Here is a 13,510-nt window from a genome sequence, read left to right on the forward strand (position 1 = left end):
GTTCCGATCAGGGTGGTCATGCCACCCAGGATCGAGCCGAAAGCGAGCGGCATCAGCAGCTTTCCGGCCGGCAGGTTCTGCCGCGCCGCGATCTGGATGGCGATCGGCATCAGCAAGGCCAGCGCACCGACGTTGTTCATGAATCCCGACAACACGGCTGCAAGCCCGATAAGCGAAAGGATGCTCATGGTTGGCCCGGCCGATTTTGGCAACAGGCGCTTGGCCAGTGCCTGCACCACGCCAGTGATTTGCAGGCCGTGACCGAGCACGAGTACGCAGGCGACCGTGATCACCGCAGGATGGCCAAACCCGGAGAACGCCTCGCGACTGGGCACTGCGCCGGCAACGACACAGACCAGCAAGGCCGCCATCGCCACGACGTCATGGCGAAAGCGACCCCAGAGGAAGAAAACCATGGTTGCTACGAGTATCGCGAGGATGGTGATCTGGGCGGTACTCATGCTGACCCGGCTCCGCTGGTCGAGAGCGCCAACGGGCGCGTTGAAAGGGTTAAACGCATTGCGCTTGCATGACCTGGTGAATCGCCAACAATACCTTGAACCTGCGATCGCCGGGTCGCCTCGCGATACCATCGACTCCTGTTCATACTTCCTGCCTCGAACAATGAAGCCGATCGATCTACGCAGTGACACCGTAACCCTGCCGACTCCGGCCATGCGCACCGCCATGGCCGCCGCCGAAGTTGGCGACGACGTCTACGGCGAAGACCCCACGGTTCGAGCTCTGGAAGAGCGCATGGCATCGGAATTCGGGTTTGATCGCGGCCTGTTCGTGCCAAGCGGAACCCAGGCCAATCTGGTGGCCGTGCTCTCGCATTGCCAGCGGGGCGAAGAAATGATTGTCGGCATGGAGGCGCATACCTACAAGTACGAATCCGGCGGGGCGGCCGCGCTCGGTTCGATCCAGCCGCAACCGATTGCCAATGCCGCTGACGGCAGCCTGCCACTTGAGGCTCTGGCAAAGGCACTCAAGCCGGACGACCAACACTTCGCGCGGACGCGCCTGCTGGCGCTGGAAAATACCTGGCACGGTCGTGTCCTGCCCCAGGAGTACGTGATCGACGCGGCCCGTTGGGCGCGCTCTCACGGACTCGCAATGCATCTGGACGGTGCGCGTCTTTTCAACGCAATGGTCGCCACTGGACTGTCGGCGCACGAACTGGCTGCGCCGTTCGATACGGTTTCGGTGTGCCTTTCCAAGGGGCTGGGCGCACCAGCCGGTTCCGTCCTGCTGTGTTCGGAAGCGCTGATTGGTACGGCGAGGCGCTGGCGCAAGATGCTCGGCGGCGGAATGCGTCAATCAGGCATTCTCGCCGCCGCGGGACTGCATGCGCTCGACCATCATGTCGCCCGACTGGCAGAAGATCATGTGCGTGCTCAACGTCTGGCCGAAGGCCTTGGCAGGATGGGATCGATCCAGGTGCAGGGATGCTTCACCAACATGGTGTTCATCGACCTGCCGGCCGATCGGTTGCGTGCGCTTGATGCGCATCTGACCGGATCGGGCATTCGAGCCAGCATTGGCTACCTGCCCGGTGTTCGCCTGGTGACGCACCTGGACATCGATGACGCAGCCATAGAGCGCACCATTGAAGTGTTCGGCCAGTTTTTCGCCTGATCGCTTGAAGGTCGCTTTTGCAAGGCAATCACGCGTCTCCGCAAGCTTCGAAAGTCCGTTGGCCTTGAGCAACCTGTCCAGTTGCGCAAGGCCTCTTGCCCCAGCGCTTCTCGATATTCGCGAGTTGCGTGCCATGGACTTTATCAGGTCGGTCTTGCCGTTCTGCGCGCGTGGATCGGGAAGCTGGGCGTTGGGCTGGAGCAACCGACCAATGGCATGAACACCCGCCGTGCATCACTCAACGGCATCCACGACAACGGCTGTCCCGTAGCATAGAACCTCGGCCATGCCGGGCATCAACTCGGTCGCGTCGTAACGCATGCCGACGATGGCGTTTGCGCCCAGCATTCGGGCCTGTCGAATCATCAGCTGATAAGTTTCCGCGCGGGTCTGTTCGCAAAGTGTCGTGTAGACCGTGATGTTGCCGCCGAACAGCGCATGCAAACCACCAATGAAGTTCCCGACGATTGAGCGCGAACGTACGGTAAGACCCCTGACCACGCCGAGGCTTTTCACGATGCGATAACCGGGCAGCTCGAGTGCCGTGGTGATCATCGCATTCGTCAACGCGGTTGTTTTCGACGCGCCCAGGCTGTTGCCGTCGTCCGTCAGGTTCAGGGTCTGCATGTTCCATTCTCCGAGGTACGGATCGACATCGGACGATCCTCTGAAAGGGTGGTTGCGCAGATCATGCCAAGGAATGCCCAGACGCGGCCCGTTGGCGTGCGCGGACAGCGTGCTGTGGAGCAGGAGCCTGTGCTTTCGTCGCAGCCTGTGTCGGGCGCCTGATCAGCGAACTACCGACACGCCCTTCCAGAACACGATGCCTCCGGCAAATTCCTTCGCGGCGCCCTTTGGTGACGGATAGAGCCATGCGGCATCGCGATTCTTCTTGCCATCCACGCGCAGCGAAAAATAATGGGCTTCGCCCTTCCACGGACAATGCGCTCTGGTTGCACTTCCGGCAAAGAATTCGCGATTGAGCGAATCGGGCGGATCGTAGTGATTGTTCTCGACCACGACCGTATCGTCACTGGCGGCAAGCACCTGATCATTCCAGATGGCTTTCATGTCACCTCCACTTTGTCCGCTGTCAGGCATCACCCGGGCCGGGCGGTCCCTTGAGTTCGACCACGTTGCCTTCAGGGTCATCGAGATACAGGGAAGGCCCGTTGCCCTCGGCACCATAGCGCGTTTCAAGCGGGCCAGCGCTGACGCCGAATGTGGAAAGATGTTGGCGAATTGCGGTCTCGTCGAACGGCTCGACACGCAGGCAGAAGTGATCGAGGTTGCGGCTGCCCGGTTCGGGTTCGCCGCCACCCGCCCGGCCGAGCTGGCCATCAACGGGTACAAGATCGATCAGGCTGGTGCCGGCTCGTAGCTGGACGAGGCCGATTTCATCCTTGCGCCGCTCGACCGTACAGCCGAGCACATTGCAGTAGAAATGCAGCATCGCATCGAGATCGACTATGCGCAGCACAAGGTGATCGATTTCGCGAATGCGGATCATGACTTGTGATGCGTCTCAGGGACGACCAATCACGGCACGAGAAGTGCCCTGGCTGGGGTCACGCCCCGTGGCGATGGCCGAGCCAAGATCGACCAGGCTGCTCTGGTCGATGCGGATCATGCCGCGCCGGGGACGATCAAGATCCATGATCACGAACGAAAGCACGACGATCAGCATTACCAGCACGTAGGTCGTTACCGAGGGTCGATGACCCGCCACGCCCGCTGCGTATCCGACCACGCCCCCGGTCAGCACGAACGTGGCGAAAAGCAGTAGCAGGATCTCGTTGGGTACGTGTCGGGCGAGTGCAGCATCCCGGCGTCCATACGAGTCGATCATGTCATTCAGCGCCTGGATGAATAGCCCGGACACGACCATCTCCGGGGTTTCCGCGGCGGCCTGCAAAGCCAGCTTCCATATCGAATCCAGATTCCGGTTGGTTTCCACCAGCAGGGCGGTGCGAGCCGATTCATGAGCCAGATCGATGCTGCCAGCGCGAACACGAAGGTTTACGTGCTCGCTCAGACTGGCCTGTACCTGGCTGCGCACCGAATCCGGGAGCAGTTGCGCGCGCAGCCACGTGGTGCCAATGGCATTGGCTTCATCAACCACCGCCTGACTGCGGTTGTCGTATCGCTGCAGTGACAGGGACAGCGTGAATCCGAGGATCAGGGCGAGGAATCCGAGCAGGGATCCCTGGATTGCGTTGATGTGGGTTCGCGTCGTTTCGCTTTCACGCACCTGCACCGGCTTGCCCGCGCGAAAGCCGAATTCCACGGCCACGGTCATGCCGATGAAGATGGCAGCCGCAACAATCAGGCTGTTCTGTTGAAAAATCAGATCAAGCATTCATTCCACCCGGTCGATACGGTAGCCAATTACCCATGTGAACATCTGCGTACACCGACGCGCCTTGTCGAGGCGCCCTGCACGGCTTTCAAACGCTAGTCTTCACCAATTCCGGATCGCGCGCCATGCCTGTGTGGACTCGTGAATCGCAGTCTCCGCCCGATGCCGGCCAAGGCAGGGTCCGGTTCCAGGCGCTTGCTACTGGCCGGACTCAGGCGGCGTCAAGGATCTTCGATCCGCCGGGGAGCCTGAAGCGTTCACGGATAGCGAGAGCTGGATCAGGCTGGACTGGTCGACCCGGATCAATCCGCGCCGCGGACGATCCAGATCAAGGATCACGAACGCAAGGATTACTATCAGGACGACCAGGACGTGAGTGGCTGCGGAAGGTCGGTGACCGGCCGCTCCGGACGCGTATCCCACTACGCCGCCGGTGAGCAGGAAGGTGCCAAACAGCAGCAGAAGAACCGGTTGCGGCACGTGTCGCCCAAGCGCGGCGTCGCGTCGGCCAAAGGAATCGATCATCTCGTTCAGGGCCTGGATGAACAGTCCGGTCGTCACCGGCGAGGGATTTTCCTGCGCCGCCACGACAGCGAGACTCCATAGCTGGTCGAGGTTTTCATTGGTCCGGTTCAACAATTTGCTGCGCTCAGCCGGGTGGACCATGTCGATCCCGCCAGCATCGATACGCAGTTCGACGTGCCGCCGCATGCGCTCGACCACCTCGCCACGTATCGATGCTGGCAGCAGTTGCGCGCGCAGCGCCGCGGTGCCAATGGCGTTTGCTTCATCGACTACGGCCTGACTGCGGGTATCGAAACGCTGCAATGCCAGGGACAGTGTGAAGCCCAACAGCAGCGCAAGCACACCCAGCAGGGATGCCTGGATGGCCCCGACATGCGACAGGCTTGATGCGCTGGCGCCTTCGGCACTGCGTCGACCTATGCGAAAACCGGTCTCGATCGCAGCCACCATCGACACGAGTACCGAGCCTGCGATCAGCACGCTGTTCTGCTCGAATATGAAATCAACCATCTGCTGTGCCTCAGGGACATGCGCAGACCCGCCAAGCGTCACATGCCTGGCGCTCTAGGCGTGTCGGGCGAAGACGGAAAGGCAGGTCTCGGGGAGGCGGCATTTTCCGCGCTTTGGGCGGCCAACGCCAGATGATTTTTCGCTGGCGGGCGAGCCGATCGGGCCGGCAGCGACAACCGCGGATTACGCGCTGTCCAGACCACGAGCCCGAGGACCGCGAAGCACATGCCGTTTGCGGCAAGGCGAAAGTCGGCACCCAGGGGGAGGCATCAGTTCACCAGGCCTGCGGCCGCGCATCCGGGGGAACCAGTCAGGTAGTGCTCCGGGGAACTCCACGGCAGGCTTGCCACTTGGGCGAAACGTGCCGTTCGCTGGAACATCGGATCGGCTTTGGTTGATCAGGTTCGGCTGCGTCGCGATCCGCGGAGTCGGTCGATCGGAAAGCTTGCAATGGCACCCCCGTCTTCGGATCGTCGTGGCTGGCTGCTTTCCGGGGCGCGGGCCTGCGCGTAGACGACTTCATAGCTGGCCGGAAGCCGACCGTCATGCCGAAACTTCTCATAAGCTGCAACGACCCGATTCAGATGTTGCTTGCCGGTCAGCCCACGCGATCGATCGGTATCGGCGTTGGTCGCGCCAATTGCACGCAGTTCGCGCATCAGGCCGAGTACGTCCGAATAGGTCACGGCAAAGGAGTCGCGTTCAAGGACCGGATCTCGAAATCCGGCCGCGAGCAAGGCATCGCCGACCTGGTGGATGTCGAGGAAACGACTGACATGGGGTGTCGAGTCGACTTCGGCAAAGGCATCGCGAAGCTCATGCAATGTCTGTGGTCCGAAGGTTCTGAACAGCAAGGTGCCTTGTGGCCGCAGCACGCGACGAAACTCGTCGAGGACTGTACCCAGCTGTCCACACCATTGCAGGCACAGACTGGAGTGCAACAGGTCGACACTCGCTTCGGAGAGTGGCAATGCTTCGGCATCCGCACAGACGCGCGAGAACGGTCGCAGCCAGCTACGATGCTTCCTGGCCGCGCGCAACATCGGGAGTGCCAGATCAAGCGCGATGGTTTGCGCGTGCGGGTAGCGCTTGCGCAAGCGGGCCGTGCCGCGCGCGGTACCGCTGCCGACATCGAGTATGGTCTTCGGAGCGACGTGCAGGTCGTCGAGTCGCTCCTGCAGGCGTTGCTGCACTTCATCTTGTAGGACGGCATGCGAATCGTAGCTGGAGGCGGCTCGACCAAATGCGCGGCGCACCTGGCCTGTGTCGAATATTCCGCTCATGCGGGTACCAGAGAATCCGAAAACGCCATGATCGCAGATGCGACGCGATCGGGATCGCTCAGGAACGGAGCGTGTGCCGAGGGAAGTTCGAGATACTCGCCGGATGGACATTGTGTAGCGGCCCAGCGCATTGACGCGGGAGTGACCAGCCGATCACGGCGGCCAGCTATCCATAAACTCGGCATGCCGAGTCTGGCCAGTTCGCCACGGGCGTCGAAAGCCTCCAGCACATCAAGCCCCTCCTGCAATGCGTCGACCGATGGTTCCCCGCGCTCGAACACATGCGCCTTGAGGTTGCGCAACTCCTCCTGGGCGTGTGCCGAGCCCAGTGTCTCGAGGGCCAGGAAACGTTCGATAGTCGGGCGAAAGCCCTCCACCAGGGCGCTGCCAAACTCACGGAAGATCCCTGCAGATACGGCATGTGGCCAGTCGTCATCGCGTACGAAGCGTGGACTCGACGCGACTTCTATCAGGCCTGGCACCTGGTTCGGGATATCCAGTGCTGCGCGCAGGGCGATGAGACCGCCGAGCGACCAACCCAGCCAGAGTGCGGGTGGCGTCCGCGCGGCGATGGCGCTGGCAAGGCGGCCAGGATCCAGCGACCCGGACTCGAACTCGCGGCTATGACCGTGTCCGGGCAAGTCCACCAGATGAAGCCGGAAGTGCTGCTCCAGCAACTCGGCAAGCGGCGCGAAAATGCCTCCATGCATGGCCCAGCCATGGATCAGAACGAGGTCCGGGCCTGCGCCGGTAACGCGAATATGCGGACTCATGGTGTGGTCTTGATGCCTGCCAGCACATCGAGCAGTTGCTCGATCTGCGATTCCTCGTGTGCCGCCGACAGGGTGATGCGCAGGCGCGCCGAGTTTTCGGGCACGCTTGGCGGTCGTATCGGCGGAACGAAAAACCCCGCCGCCTCAAGCTGCGCCGATGCCCGCAACGCATCGTTGTTGCCCCCGATCAGCACGGGCTGAATCGGCGTGCGGGAGTCAGCCAATGCGATGCCCCGCGCTGCAGCACCTTCGCGGAACTGCCTGATCAGGTGGTGCAGCGTGTCACGCCGCCAACTCTCCTCACGCGTCAGGCGTATCGCGACCCGGGTGGCCGCCGCCAGTGCGGGCGGCATGGCCGTCGTATAGATCTGGGTGCGTGCGAACTGCACCAGTCCGTCAATCAAGTCCCCAGAGCCGGCAACAAAAGCACCCGCGACGCCCAATGCCTTGCCGAGGGTCGCCATCATGACGGGCGCGGCGTCCTGACCCAGCCCGGCCTCCTCGAGGCTTCCCGCTCCGGTCGCACCGAGCACGCCGAACCCGTGGGCATCATCGACCATCAACGTGGCCTGCTGCTCACGGCACAGGGCCGACAATTCTGCCAGCGGGGCGATGTCTCCATCCATGCTGAACACGCCATCGGTGGCGAGCAGGGCAGCAGAGCTCGGGTCGGCGGCGAGCTGGCGGCGCGCACTTCCGACATCAACATGCCGATACCGCTTCAGGCGCGCGCCTGCCAGACGTGCACCATCGATCAGGCAGGCGTGATTGAGCTTGTCCTGGATACAGACATCGCGCGGAGCTACCAGGGCCTGCATCACGCCCAGATTGGCCATGTAGCCGGTCGAGAACAACAGCGCACGCTTGCGGCCGGTCCACGCGGCAAGGTCTTCCTCAAGCAGGGAATGCTCCTCGCGATGGCCGCCAAGCAGGTGTGCTGCGGAAGTACCAACACCCCAGCGCAGTGCGGCCAGGTTCATTGCTTCTATCAGGGCCGGGTGCTGGGCCAGACCGAGGTAGTCATTGCTGGCGAAATTGAGCAGGCGCTGTCCGTCAATGACCGTATGCATGCCCTCGACCGCGCTCACCGAGCGCATTCGGCGCAGCAGGGAGCTTTGCGCACGCGAGTCGCAAGCCCGGGCTAGGCGGTCGAGCAGGGATGGCCTGCTCACGTAGGACACGTTGCGATCGGCTGGTTGTGCATCTGCATGGGCCAATGGGAGGCTCAGTCGGTAGTGGCTTCGACCGCGAATCGGGTCTGCTGTTCCACGATATCCGCATGCACGGTTCGCGAATCAGGAGGGACGTCGATCTGCATCGCGTGGATGCCAAGTCGACTGAACAGGTTCTGGTCGGCAAGCACATCGGGATTGCCGGTGGTCAGCAACTTCTCGCCGTAGAAGATCGAATTGGCTCCGGCAAGGAAACACAGCGCTTGCAGCTCGTCGCTCATCTCGGCCCGACCGGCCGACAAGCGCACCATCGAAGCCGGCATGATGATTCGCGCGGCAGCAATCGTGCGCACGAACTCGAACGGTTCCAGCAGGGTTGTCCCTGCCAGTGGCGTGCCCTCGACCTGGACCAGGCGGTTGATCGGCACCGACTGCGGATGCTCGGGAAGGTTGGCCAGGGTTTGCAGCAAGCCGGCACGCTGTTCACGGGTTTCGCCCATGCCGACGATTCCGCCGCAACAAGTCTTCATGCCGGCCTTGCGTACGTGACCGAGCGTGTCGAGGCGATCCTGGTAATCACGCGTGCGAATCACGTCGGCATAGAACTCCGGCGCGCTATCCAGGTTGTGGTTGTAATAGTCGAGTCCGGCGGACTGCAATGCATCGGCCTGCTCTGCGGACAGCATGCCGAGCGTGGCGCAGGTTTCCAGGCCGAGGTCGCGCACCGCGCGGATCATGGCAGCAACCTTGGGCACGTCGCGATCCTTGGGTGAGCGCCACGCCGCTCCCATGCAGAAACGTGTCGCGCCAGCGGCCTTCGCCTGTCGCGCACGCTTCACGACGGTCTCCAGTGCCAGCAGCTTTTCCGCCTTGACCCCGGTTGAGTAGCGCGCTGCCTGTGGACAGTAGGCGCAGTCTTCGGGACAGCCTCCCGTCTTGATCGAGAGCAGGGTCGATACCTGAACGGCATTGGCATCGTGGTTGGTCCGATGTACAGCCTGGGCCCGGGTCATCAGATCGGCGAAGGGCAGTCCGAGAATGGCGAGGACTTCATCGCGGGACCAGTCGTGGCGGATGGTGGACATCAACAATCACCGGATTTCGCTAAAGTGGCGCGAGTCTGGGTTCGGCATCGGAGACTGTCAACTTGGCATGGATGAAAAAAGTTGACGGAACCCTGAAACGGTTGCTGGACGTGGTCTTGCCACCACGTTGTCTGTTATGCGGCGCACATGCCGAACCAGGCCACGGTCTGTGCGCGGCCTGCCACGCCGACATGCCGCGCAACGACTGTTGCTGCCAGCGCTGTGCGTTGCCCCTGGAGCATCCCGCCGCCGAGTGCGGCATCTGTCTGCGACGCGAGCCACCTTTCGCGCGCGCCTGGGCGCCATTCCGGTATGCCCATCCACTCGACCTGCTTGAGGCCAGATTCAAGTTCCGTCGTGATCTGGCTGCCGGAAAAGCCTTGAGCGGATTGATGATCGAGGCTGCCCATGGAGATTTGCGCGCGGAACTGCCCGAGCGCATCTACTGTGTTCCCCTGCACCCCGATCGCCTGCGTGAACGCGGCTACAACCAGTCGCTCGAGCTGGCCAAGCCACTGGCGCGGGCATTGGAGATCCCCCTGGATTTCAGCTCGCTGGTCCGCTCGCGCAGCACCCTGGCGCAAACTGGCCTCGATGCCAGGGAAAGGCGACGCAATCTGCGAGGGGCATTCGAGCTCTCATCCGGTGCCGAACTCCCCGGCCACGCAGCGATTCTCGATGATGTGATGACCACCGGCACGACCTTGCGTGAATGCGCGCAGGTGCTGCGCAAGGCCGGTGTGGCCAGAGTTGATGTCTGGGCTCTGGCGAGGGCTCCGGCGCGGCGTTGAAATGTCCTGCATCCGAACCAGCGAGTTGGCGCAGGTGGATGCCGTGTCCCGGATTTTCAGTAGATCGGCGCGTGCCGGGATGACTTGATGCAGGATGCCGAAACCCAGGCCAGCGGAATCATTATCCAAAAGCGGAATTATCCAGCTCCGGCAGATACTCGAGATATCGTTGCCATCGATCGACTGATCTGCTGTGGATCTTCTGCCGAGCCTGCCAGACACTGGCCGTGGCAATGACTTCATCAGGCCTGCCCGGGGATCCTTGCGATATTGCGCTCGGGTCGAGGCCGAGGAACTGACGCAGTCGTTCAAGCGTTGAGTCGGTATCGCTCACAAGCGCTTCGTAATCGAGTTCGAAAATACGATCCGGCATCACCGTCTGCCAGCGTGACATCAGGCGTTGATACCCGTTGACGAAACGGGCAATGTCATCGAACGCATAGCTCCACGCCATGTCCCCGTGGGCGAAGTGCTGGCTCCAGATCGACAACGCCGTATCACGAAGATCGCGACGGCAATGGATGATCCGGGCTTGCGGAAGCATCGCCCCAATCAGGTCAAGATGGCGGAAATTGAGAGGATTCTTGTCGATGTAATAACGCGCAGGCGCGTCGTCCTGCTGCAACTGCATCATGAAGTAGCGGCCAGCGCCGGCGAGCATCTCCGCCGTCGGATTGTCTCCAAGTCGACTTGCGAGCGCGGAAATCCAGTTCAGTTCACCGCGATTTCTGATGCCTTCACCCCGCGAAAGCAGGCTTGCGGCGAGGGTCGTACCCGAGCGCGGCAATCCGGCGATGAAGATCGGCACTCCATCCTGAGCATGCGGGACAGCGGTCAAGACAGGTGCGGCAAGTCGCGCTTGGACAAATTCCTCGAAGGCATTTGCATCCCAGGGATGGTTGTCGTGCCATCGTGAATTGGTTCGTCTGAGCACATCAGTGGCTTCGCCAGTCTCGCCAAGGTCATCGAGCGCCTTGCCCAGGGCGAATCCGATCGCCGTATCGGCGTCTTCCGCGAGGTCCTTTCGTGCCGCACCCTCGCGCAGAAAGACAAGGTCGGGGTCGTCTTGTGCGGCGAAACGATGCGTGTGCGCCAGTCGCAACCAGGCCGAAGCCTGGGCCGGATCAATCGCGAGCGCCTTGCGCAAGAAGTTTCGCGCATCTTCGAAGCGCCCGAGCACGAGTGCAATTTCTCCTGCGCGACGCAGCAGGCTCGGCTCGTCCGGATGTGATGCCAGCATGGGCTCGACCAGCGTTTCCGCTTCAGCGAATCGTTCACACTCGCAAAGAAACCCCAGCGTACGCCGGTCGCTGTCGAGGCTTCGCGATTCGTGACGCCACAAGGCCAGCATGACCTCCGCCAATGACCGCATGCGTGCCTGTTCGCGCAACAGGTAGGCCAGCGAAAGGCTGGCGTTGGCATGGGCCGGATCCAGCGCGATCGCCCGGCGCAGTGATGTCTCGGCTTCGGGCTTCTCTGCGCACATGCGTCGCGCGTTGCCGAGCAGGTAGTGCAGTTGCGCGCATTCGGGATGGTGGTCGGTTGCTGCCTGGAGCAGGACTGATGCCGATAGCGGATCCGCGCGCAGCAACGGTTCGGCACTGCCAATCCATTCCTGTTCGCTGGCCGTTCCTGATCGCAGGCGCTGGAAAAGTTCGGCAATACCGCTGACATTCATCGTTGCCAGCAATGGCTCAAGACGCAACAGCGGCGCAGTCAGATCTGCCGTACTCACGCCAGCAACCATGCGCCCACCGAGACCAGCAGGACACCGAGCAACCAGCTTCCGGCAATCGGCCAATAGCTGCCTTCACGCTTGAGGATCATGAACACATAGCCCGGTATCAGCAGGGACAGGCACCCGGAAACCAGGCTGGACTGGAACGCGAGCACCGCACCGGTGATCTGGGCAAGGTAGAGGACAATGAATCCAGCGAGGATCAGCGCGCCGGGCAGCTTCACGAAGGTGAAATCCTGCGGATATTGCAACACCCCGAAAAATACGGCAGCGCCGACACAGCCAGCGACCAGCAGGACAAACAGGCTGATCACCAGCATCCAGTTGACCAGCTCACGACGGAACCGGCGCCAGCGTGCCGCCGATTGAGCCTGCGCACGTTCGTCCGGATCAATCTTGAGATCGATGTGGCCGATGGTCGGCTCCAGGCGCTTCCTGCGCCTGTTCTCGATTTCCTGCGACTGGCTTTCGCGACGCGTCAAACCGCGTAGTACATCTGATATTCAATCGGATGCGTGGCGGCGCGATAACGCGTGACCTCGTGCATCTTGAGATCGATATAGCCATCGATGAAGTCATCCGAGAACACGCCACCGGCGGTGAGGAACGCACGATCCTTGTCGAGTGCGTCCAGCGCCTGGTCAAGCGAATGGCACACGGTCGGAATGTTCTTCTCTTCCTCGGGCGGCAGGTCGTAAAGATCCTTGTCCGAGGGCGCGCCGGGATCGATCTTGTTGAGGATGCCGTCGAGCCCGGCCATGAGCAGGGCGGCAAAGGTGAGGTAACCGCTGTTGACCGGATCCGGGAAGCGAATTTCGATGCGCCGGCCCTTGGCGTTGTTCACGAACGGAATGCGGCAGCTGGCCGAGCGGTTGCGCGCCGAATAGGCCAGCATGACCGGTGCTTCGAATCCCGGAACGAGACGCTTGTAGCTGTTGGTCGAGGAGTTGGTGAATGCGTTGAGAGCGCGTGCATGCTTGAAGATGCCGCCGATGTACCAGAGCGCGGTCTGCGACAACCCGCCATAGAGATCGCCGGCAAAGATGTTGTTGCCGCCCTTGGCCAGTGACTGGTGCACATGCATGCCGGAGCCGTTGTCGCCGACCAGTGGCTTGGGCATGAAACTCGCCGTCTTGCCGTACTGGTGCGCGACATTGCGCACGACGTACTTCATCGTGATCAGTTCGTCGGCCTTGCGCACCAGCGTATTGAAGCGCGTGCCGATTTCGCACTGACCCGCGGTGGCCACTTCATGGTGATGCACTTCGACAACCTGGCCAAGCCGCTCGAGCACCTTGCACATCTCGCTGCGCAGATCCTGCAGCGAATCCACGGGTGGTACCGGGAAATAGCCGCCCTTCACACCGGGACGATGTCCGCTGTTGCCGGCCTCGAAGCGCTTGTTGGAAGACCAGGCCGCTTCCTCGGAATCGATCTCGAAACCGACCTTGCCCATGTCCACCTGCCAGCGCACGGAATCGAAGATGAAGAATTCCGGCTCGGGTCCGAAGAACGCCGTGTCGGCAATACCCGTGGATTTCAGGTAGGCCTCGGCACGCTTGGCCAGCGAACGCGGATCGCGCGAATAGGCCTGCATCGTATGCGGCTCGAGCACATCGCAGGTGATGATCAGGGT

General features: G+C 62.0%; 15 protein-coding genes. 2 read left to right on the forward strand and 13 right to left on the reverse strand.

The annotated features are described in order from the left end of the window. A partial coding sequence (locus WBP53_RS02750; protein WP_423925694.1) for an SLC13 family permease occupies nt 1–461 on the reverse strand: 461 nt, incomplete at its 3' end. Between the two features lie 163 nt (nt 462–624). Between WBP53_RS02750 and ltaE the strand changes: the two genes are divergently transcribed. Continuing rightward, on the forward strand, nt 625–1,638 hold the full coding sequence (ltaE, locus tag WBP53_RS02755) for a low-specificity L-threonine aldolase (RefSeq protein ID WP_423925696.1): 1,014 nt from the start codon (nt 625–627) through the stop codon (nt 1,636–1,638). 234 nt (nt 1,639–1,872) lie between these two features. On the opposite strand, the gene WBP53_RS02760 is transcribed toward ltaE, so the two are convergent. From WBP53_RS02760 to bioB, 9 genes are all read right to left on the reverse strand, one after another. Continuing rightward, nucleotides 1,873–2,250 carry a YbjQ family protein gene (locus WBP53_RS02760; protein WP_423925721.1) on the reverse strand — a complete coding sequence of 126 codons (378 nt, stop codon included), beginning with the start codon at nt 2,248–2,250 and terminating at the stop codon, nt 1,873–1,875. 177 nt (nt 2,251–2,427) lie between these two features. Further along, the gene (locus WBP53_RS02765) at nt 2,428–2,709 is read right to left on the reverse strand and encodes a DUF427 domain-containing protein (protein ID WP_423925697.1); all 282 of its coding nucleotides are present in this window, start codon (nt 2,707–2,709) and stop codon (nt 2,428–2,430) included. A 22-nt stretch (nt 2,710–2,731) separates the two neighbouring features. Beyond that, nucleotides 2,732–3,148, reverse strand: a complete 417-nt coding sequence (locus WBP53_RS02770) for a VOC family protein (protein WP_423925699.1) — start codon at nt 3,146–3,148, stop codon at nt 2,732–2,734. Nucleotides 3,149–3,163: 15 nt separating this feature from the next. Further along, nucleotides 3,164–3,997: a hypothetical protein gene (locus WBP53_RS02775; protein ID WP_423925701.1), complete on the reverse strand. Its 834-nt coding sequence runs from the start codon at nt 3,995–3,997 to the stop codon at nt 3,164–3,166. Between the two features lie 198 nt (nt 3,998–4,195). Then, complete coding sequence (locus WBP53_RS02780) at nt 4,196–5,032, reverse strand: hypothetical protein (RefSeq protein WP_423925703.1); 837 nt, start codon at nt 5,030–5,032, stop codon at nt 4,196–4,198. Nucleotides 5,033–5,430: 398 nt separating this feature from the next. Further along, nucleotides 5,431–6,315 (reverse strand): malonyl-ACP O-methyltransferase BioC, encoded by an 885-nt coding sequence (bioC, locus tag WBP53_RS02785; protein WP_423925705.1) that lies wholly within the window; start codon nt 6,313–6,315, stop codon nt 5,431–5,433. Next, the gene (gene bioH / locus WBP53_RS02790) at nt 6,312–7,088 is read right to left on the reverse strand and encodes a pimeloyl-ACP methyl ester esterase BioH (RefSeq protein WP_423925707.1); all 777 of its coding nucleotides are present in this window, start codon (nt 7,086–7,088) and stop codon (nt 6,312–6,314) included. Before bioH ends, bioC begins: the two co-directional genes overlap by 4 nt. Then, complete coding sequence (gene bioF / locus WBP53_RS02795; RefSeq protein ID WP_423925709.1) at nt 7,085–8,260, reverse strand: 8-amino-7-oxononanoate synthase; 1,176 nt, start codon at nt 8,258–8,260, stop codon at nt 7,085–7,087. The genes bioH and bioF overlap by 4 nt, the downstream gene beginning before the upstream one ends. 53 nt (nt 8,261–8,313) lie before the next feature. Next, complete coding sequence (gene bioB, locus WBP53_RS02800) at nt 8,314–9,345, reverse strand: biotin synthase BioB (protein ID WP_423925711.1); 1,032 nt, start codon at nt 9,343–9,345, stop codon at nt 8,314–8,316. Nucleotides 9,346–9,416: 71 nt separating this feature from the next. Between bioB and WBP53_RS02805 the strand changes: the two genes are divergently transcribed. Beyond that, nucleotides 9,417–10,136 carry a ComF family protein gene (locus WBP53_RS02805; RefSeq protein WP_423925713.1) on the forward strand — a complete coding sequence of 240 codons (720 nt, stop codon included), beginning with the start codon at nt 9,417–9,419 and terminating at the stop codon, nt 10,134–10,136. Between the two features lie 121 nt (nt 10,137–10,257). Here the strand turns inward: WBP53_RS02805 and WBP53_RS02810 are convergent, their stop codons facing one another. The 3 genes from WBP53_RS02810 to glnA all read right to left on the reverse strand — a co-directional run. Then, a complete protein-coding gene (locus tag WBP53_RS02810; RefSeq protein WP_423925715.1) occupies nt 10,258–11,871 on the reverse strand; it encodes a tetratricopeptide repeat-containing sulfotransferase family protein in 1,614 nt (537 codons plus the stop codon). After that, nucleotides 11,868–12,356, reverse strand: a complete 489-nt coding sequence (locus tag WBP53_RS02815; protein ID WP_423925717.1) for a hypothetical protein — start codon at nt 12,354–12,356, stop codon at nt 11,868–11,870. Before WBP53_RS02815 ends, WBP53_RS02810 begins: the two co-directional genes overlap by 4 nt. Next, nucleotides 12,353–13,510: type I glutamate--ammonia ligase (gene glnA / locus WBP53_RS02820; RefSeq protein ID WP_423925719.1), on the reverse strand; the 1,158-nt coding region annotated here is incomplete at its 5' end. The genes glnA and WBP53_RS02815, both read right to left, overlap by 4 nt.

This window comes from Dokdonella sp. (genome assembly GCF_049593775.1).
Classification (GTDB): Bacteria; Pseudomonadota; Gammaproteobacteria; order Xanthomonadales; family Rhodanobacteraceae; genus Dokdonella.

Excerpts from the sequence above, each read along its gene's own strand:
- bioH (WP_423925707.1), bottom strand. The coding sequence starts at position 7,088 with ATGAGTCCGCATATTCGCGTTACCGGCGCAGGCCCGGACCTCGTTCTG.
- WBP53_RS02765 (WP_423925697.1), bottom strand. The coding sequence starts at position 2,709 with ATGAAAGCCATCTGGAATGATCAGGTGCTTGCCGCCAGTGACGATACG.
- ltaE (WP_423925696.1), top strand. The coding sequence starts at position 625 with ATGAAGCCGATCGATCTACGCAGTGACACCGTAACCCTGCCGACTCCG.
- WBP53_RS02770 (WP_423925699.1), bottom strand. The coding sequence starts at position 3,148 with ATGATCCGCATTCGCGAAATCGATCACCTTGTGCTGCGCATAGTCGAT.
- WBP53_RS02780 (WP_423925703.1), bottom strand. The coding sequence starts at position 5,032 with ATGGTTGATTTCATATTCGAGCAGAACAGCGTGCTGATCGCAGGCTCG.
- WBP53_RS02805 (WP_423925713.1), top strand. The coding sequence starts at position 9,417 with ATGAAAAAAGTTGACGGAACCCTGAAACGGTTGCTGGACGTGGTCTTG.
- WBP53_RS02775 (WP_423925701.1), bottom strand. The coding sequence starts at position 3,997 with ATGCTTGATCTGATTTTTCAACAGAACAGCCTGATTGTTGCGGCTGCC.
- bioC (WP_423925705.1), bottom strand. The coding sequence starts at position 6,315 with ATGAGCGGAATATTCGACACAGGCCAGGTGCGCCGCGCATTTGGTCGA.
- bioB (WP_423925711.1), bottom strand. The coding sequence starts at position 9,345 with ATGTCCACCATCCGCCACGACTGGTCCCGCGATGAAGTCCTCGCCATT.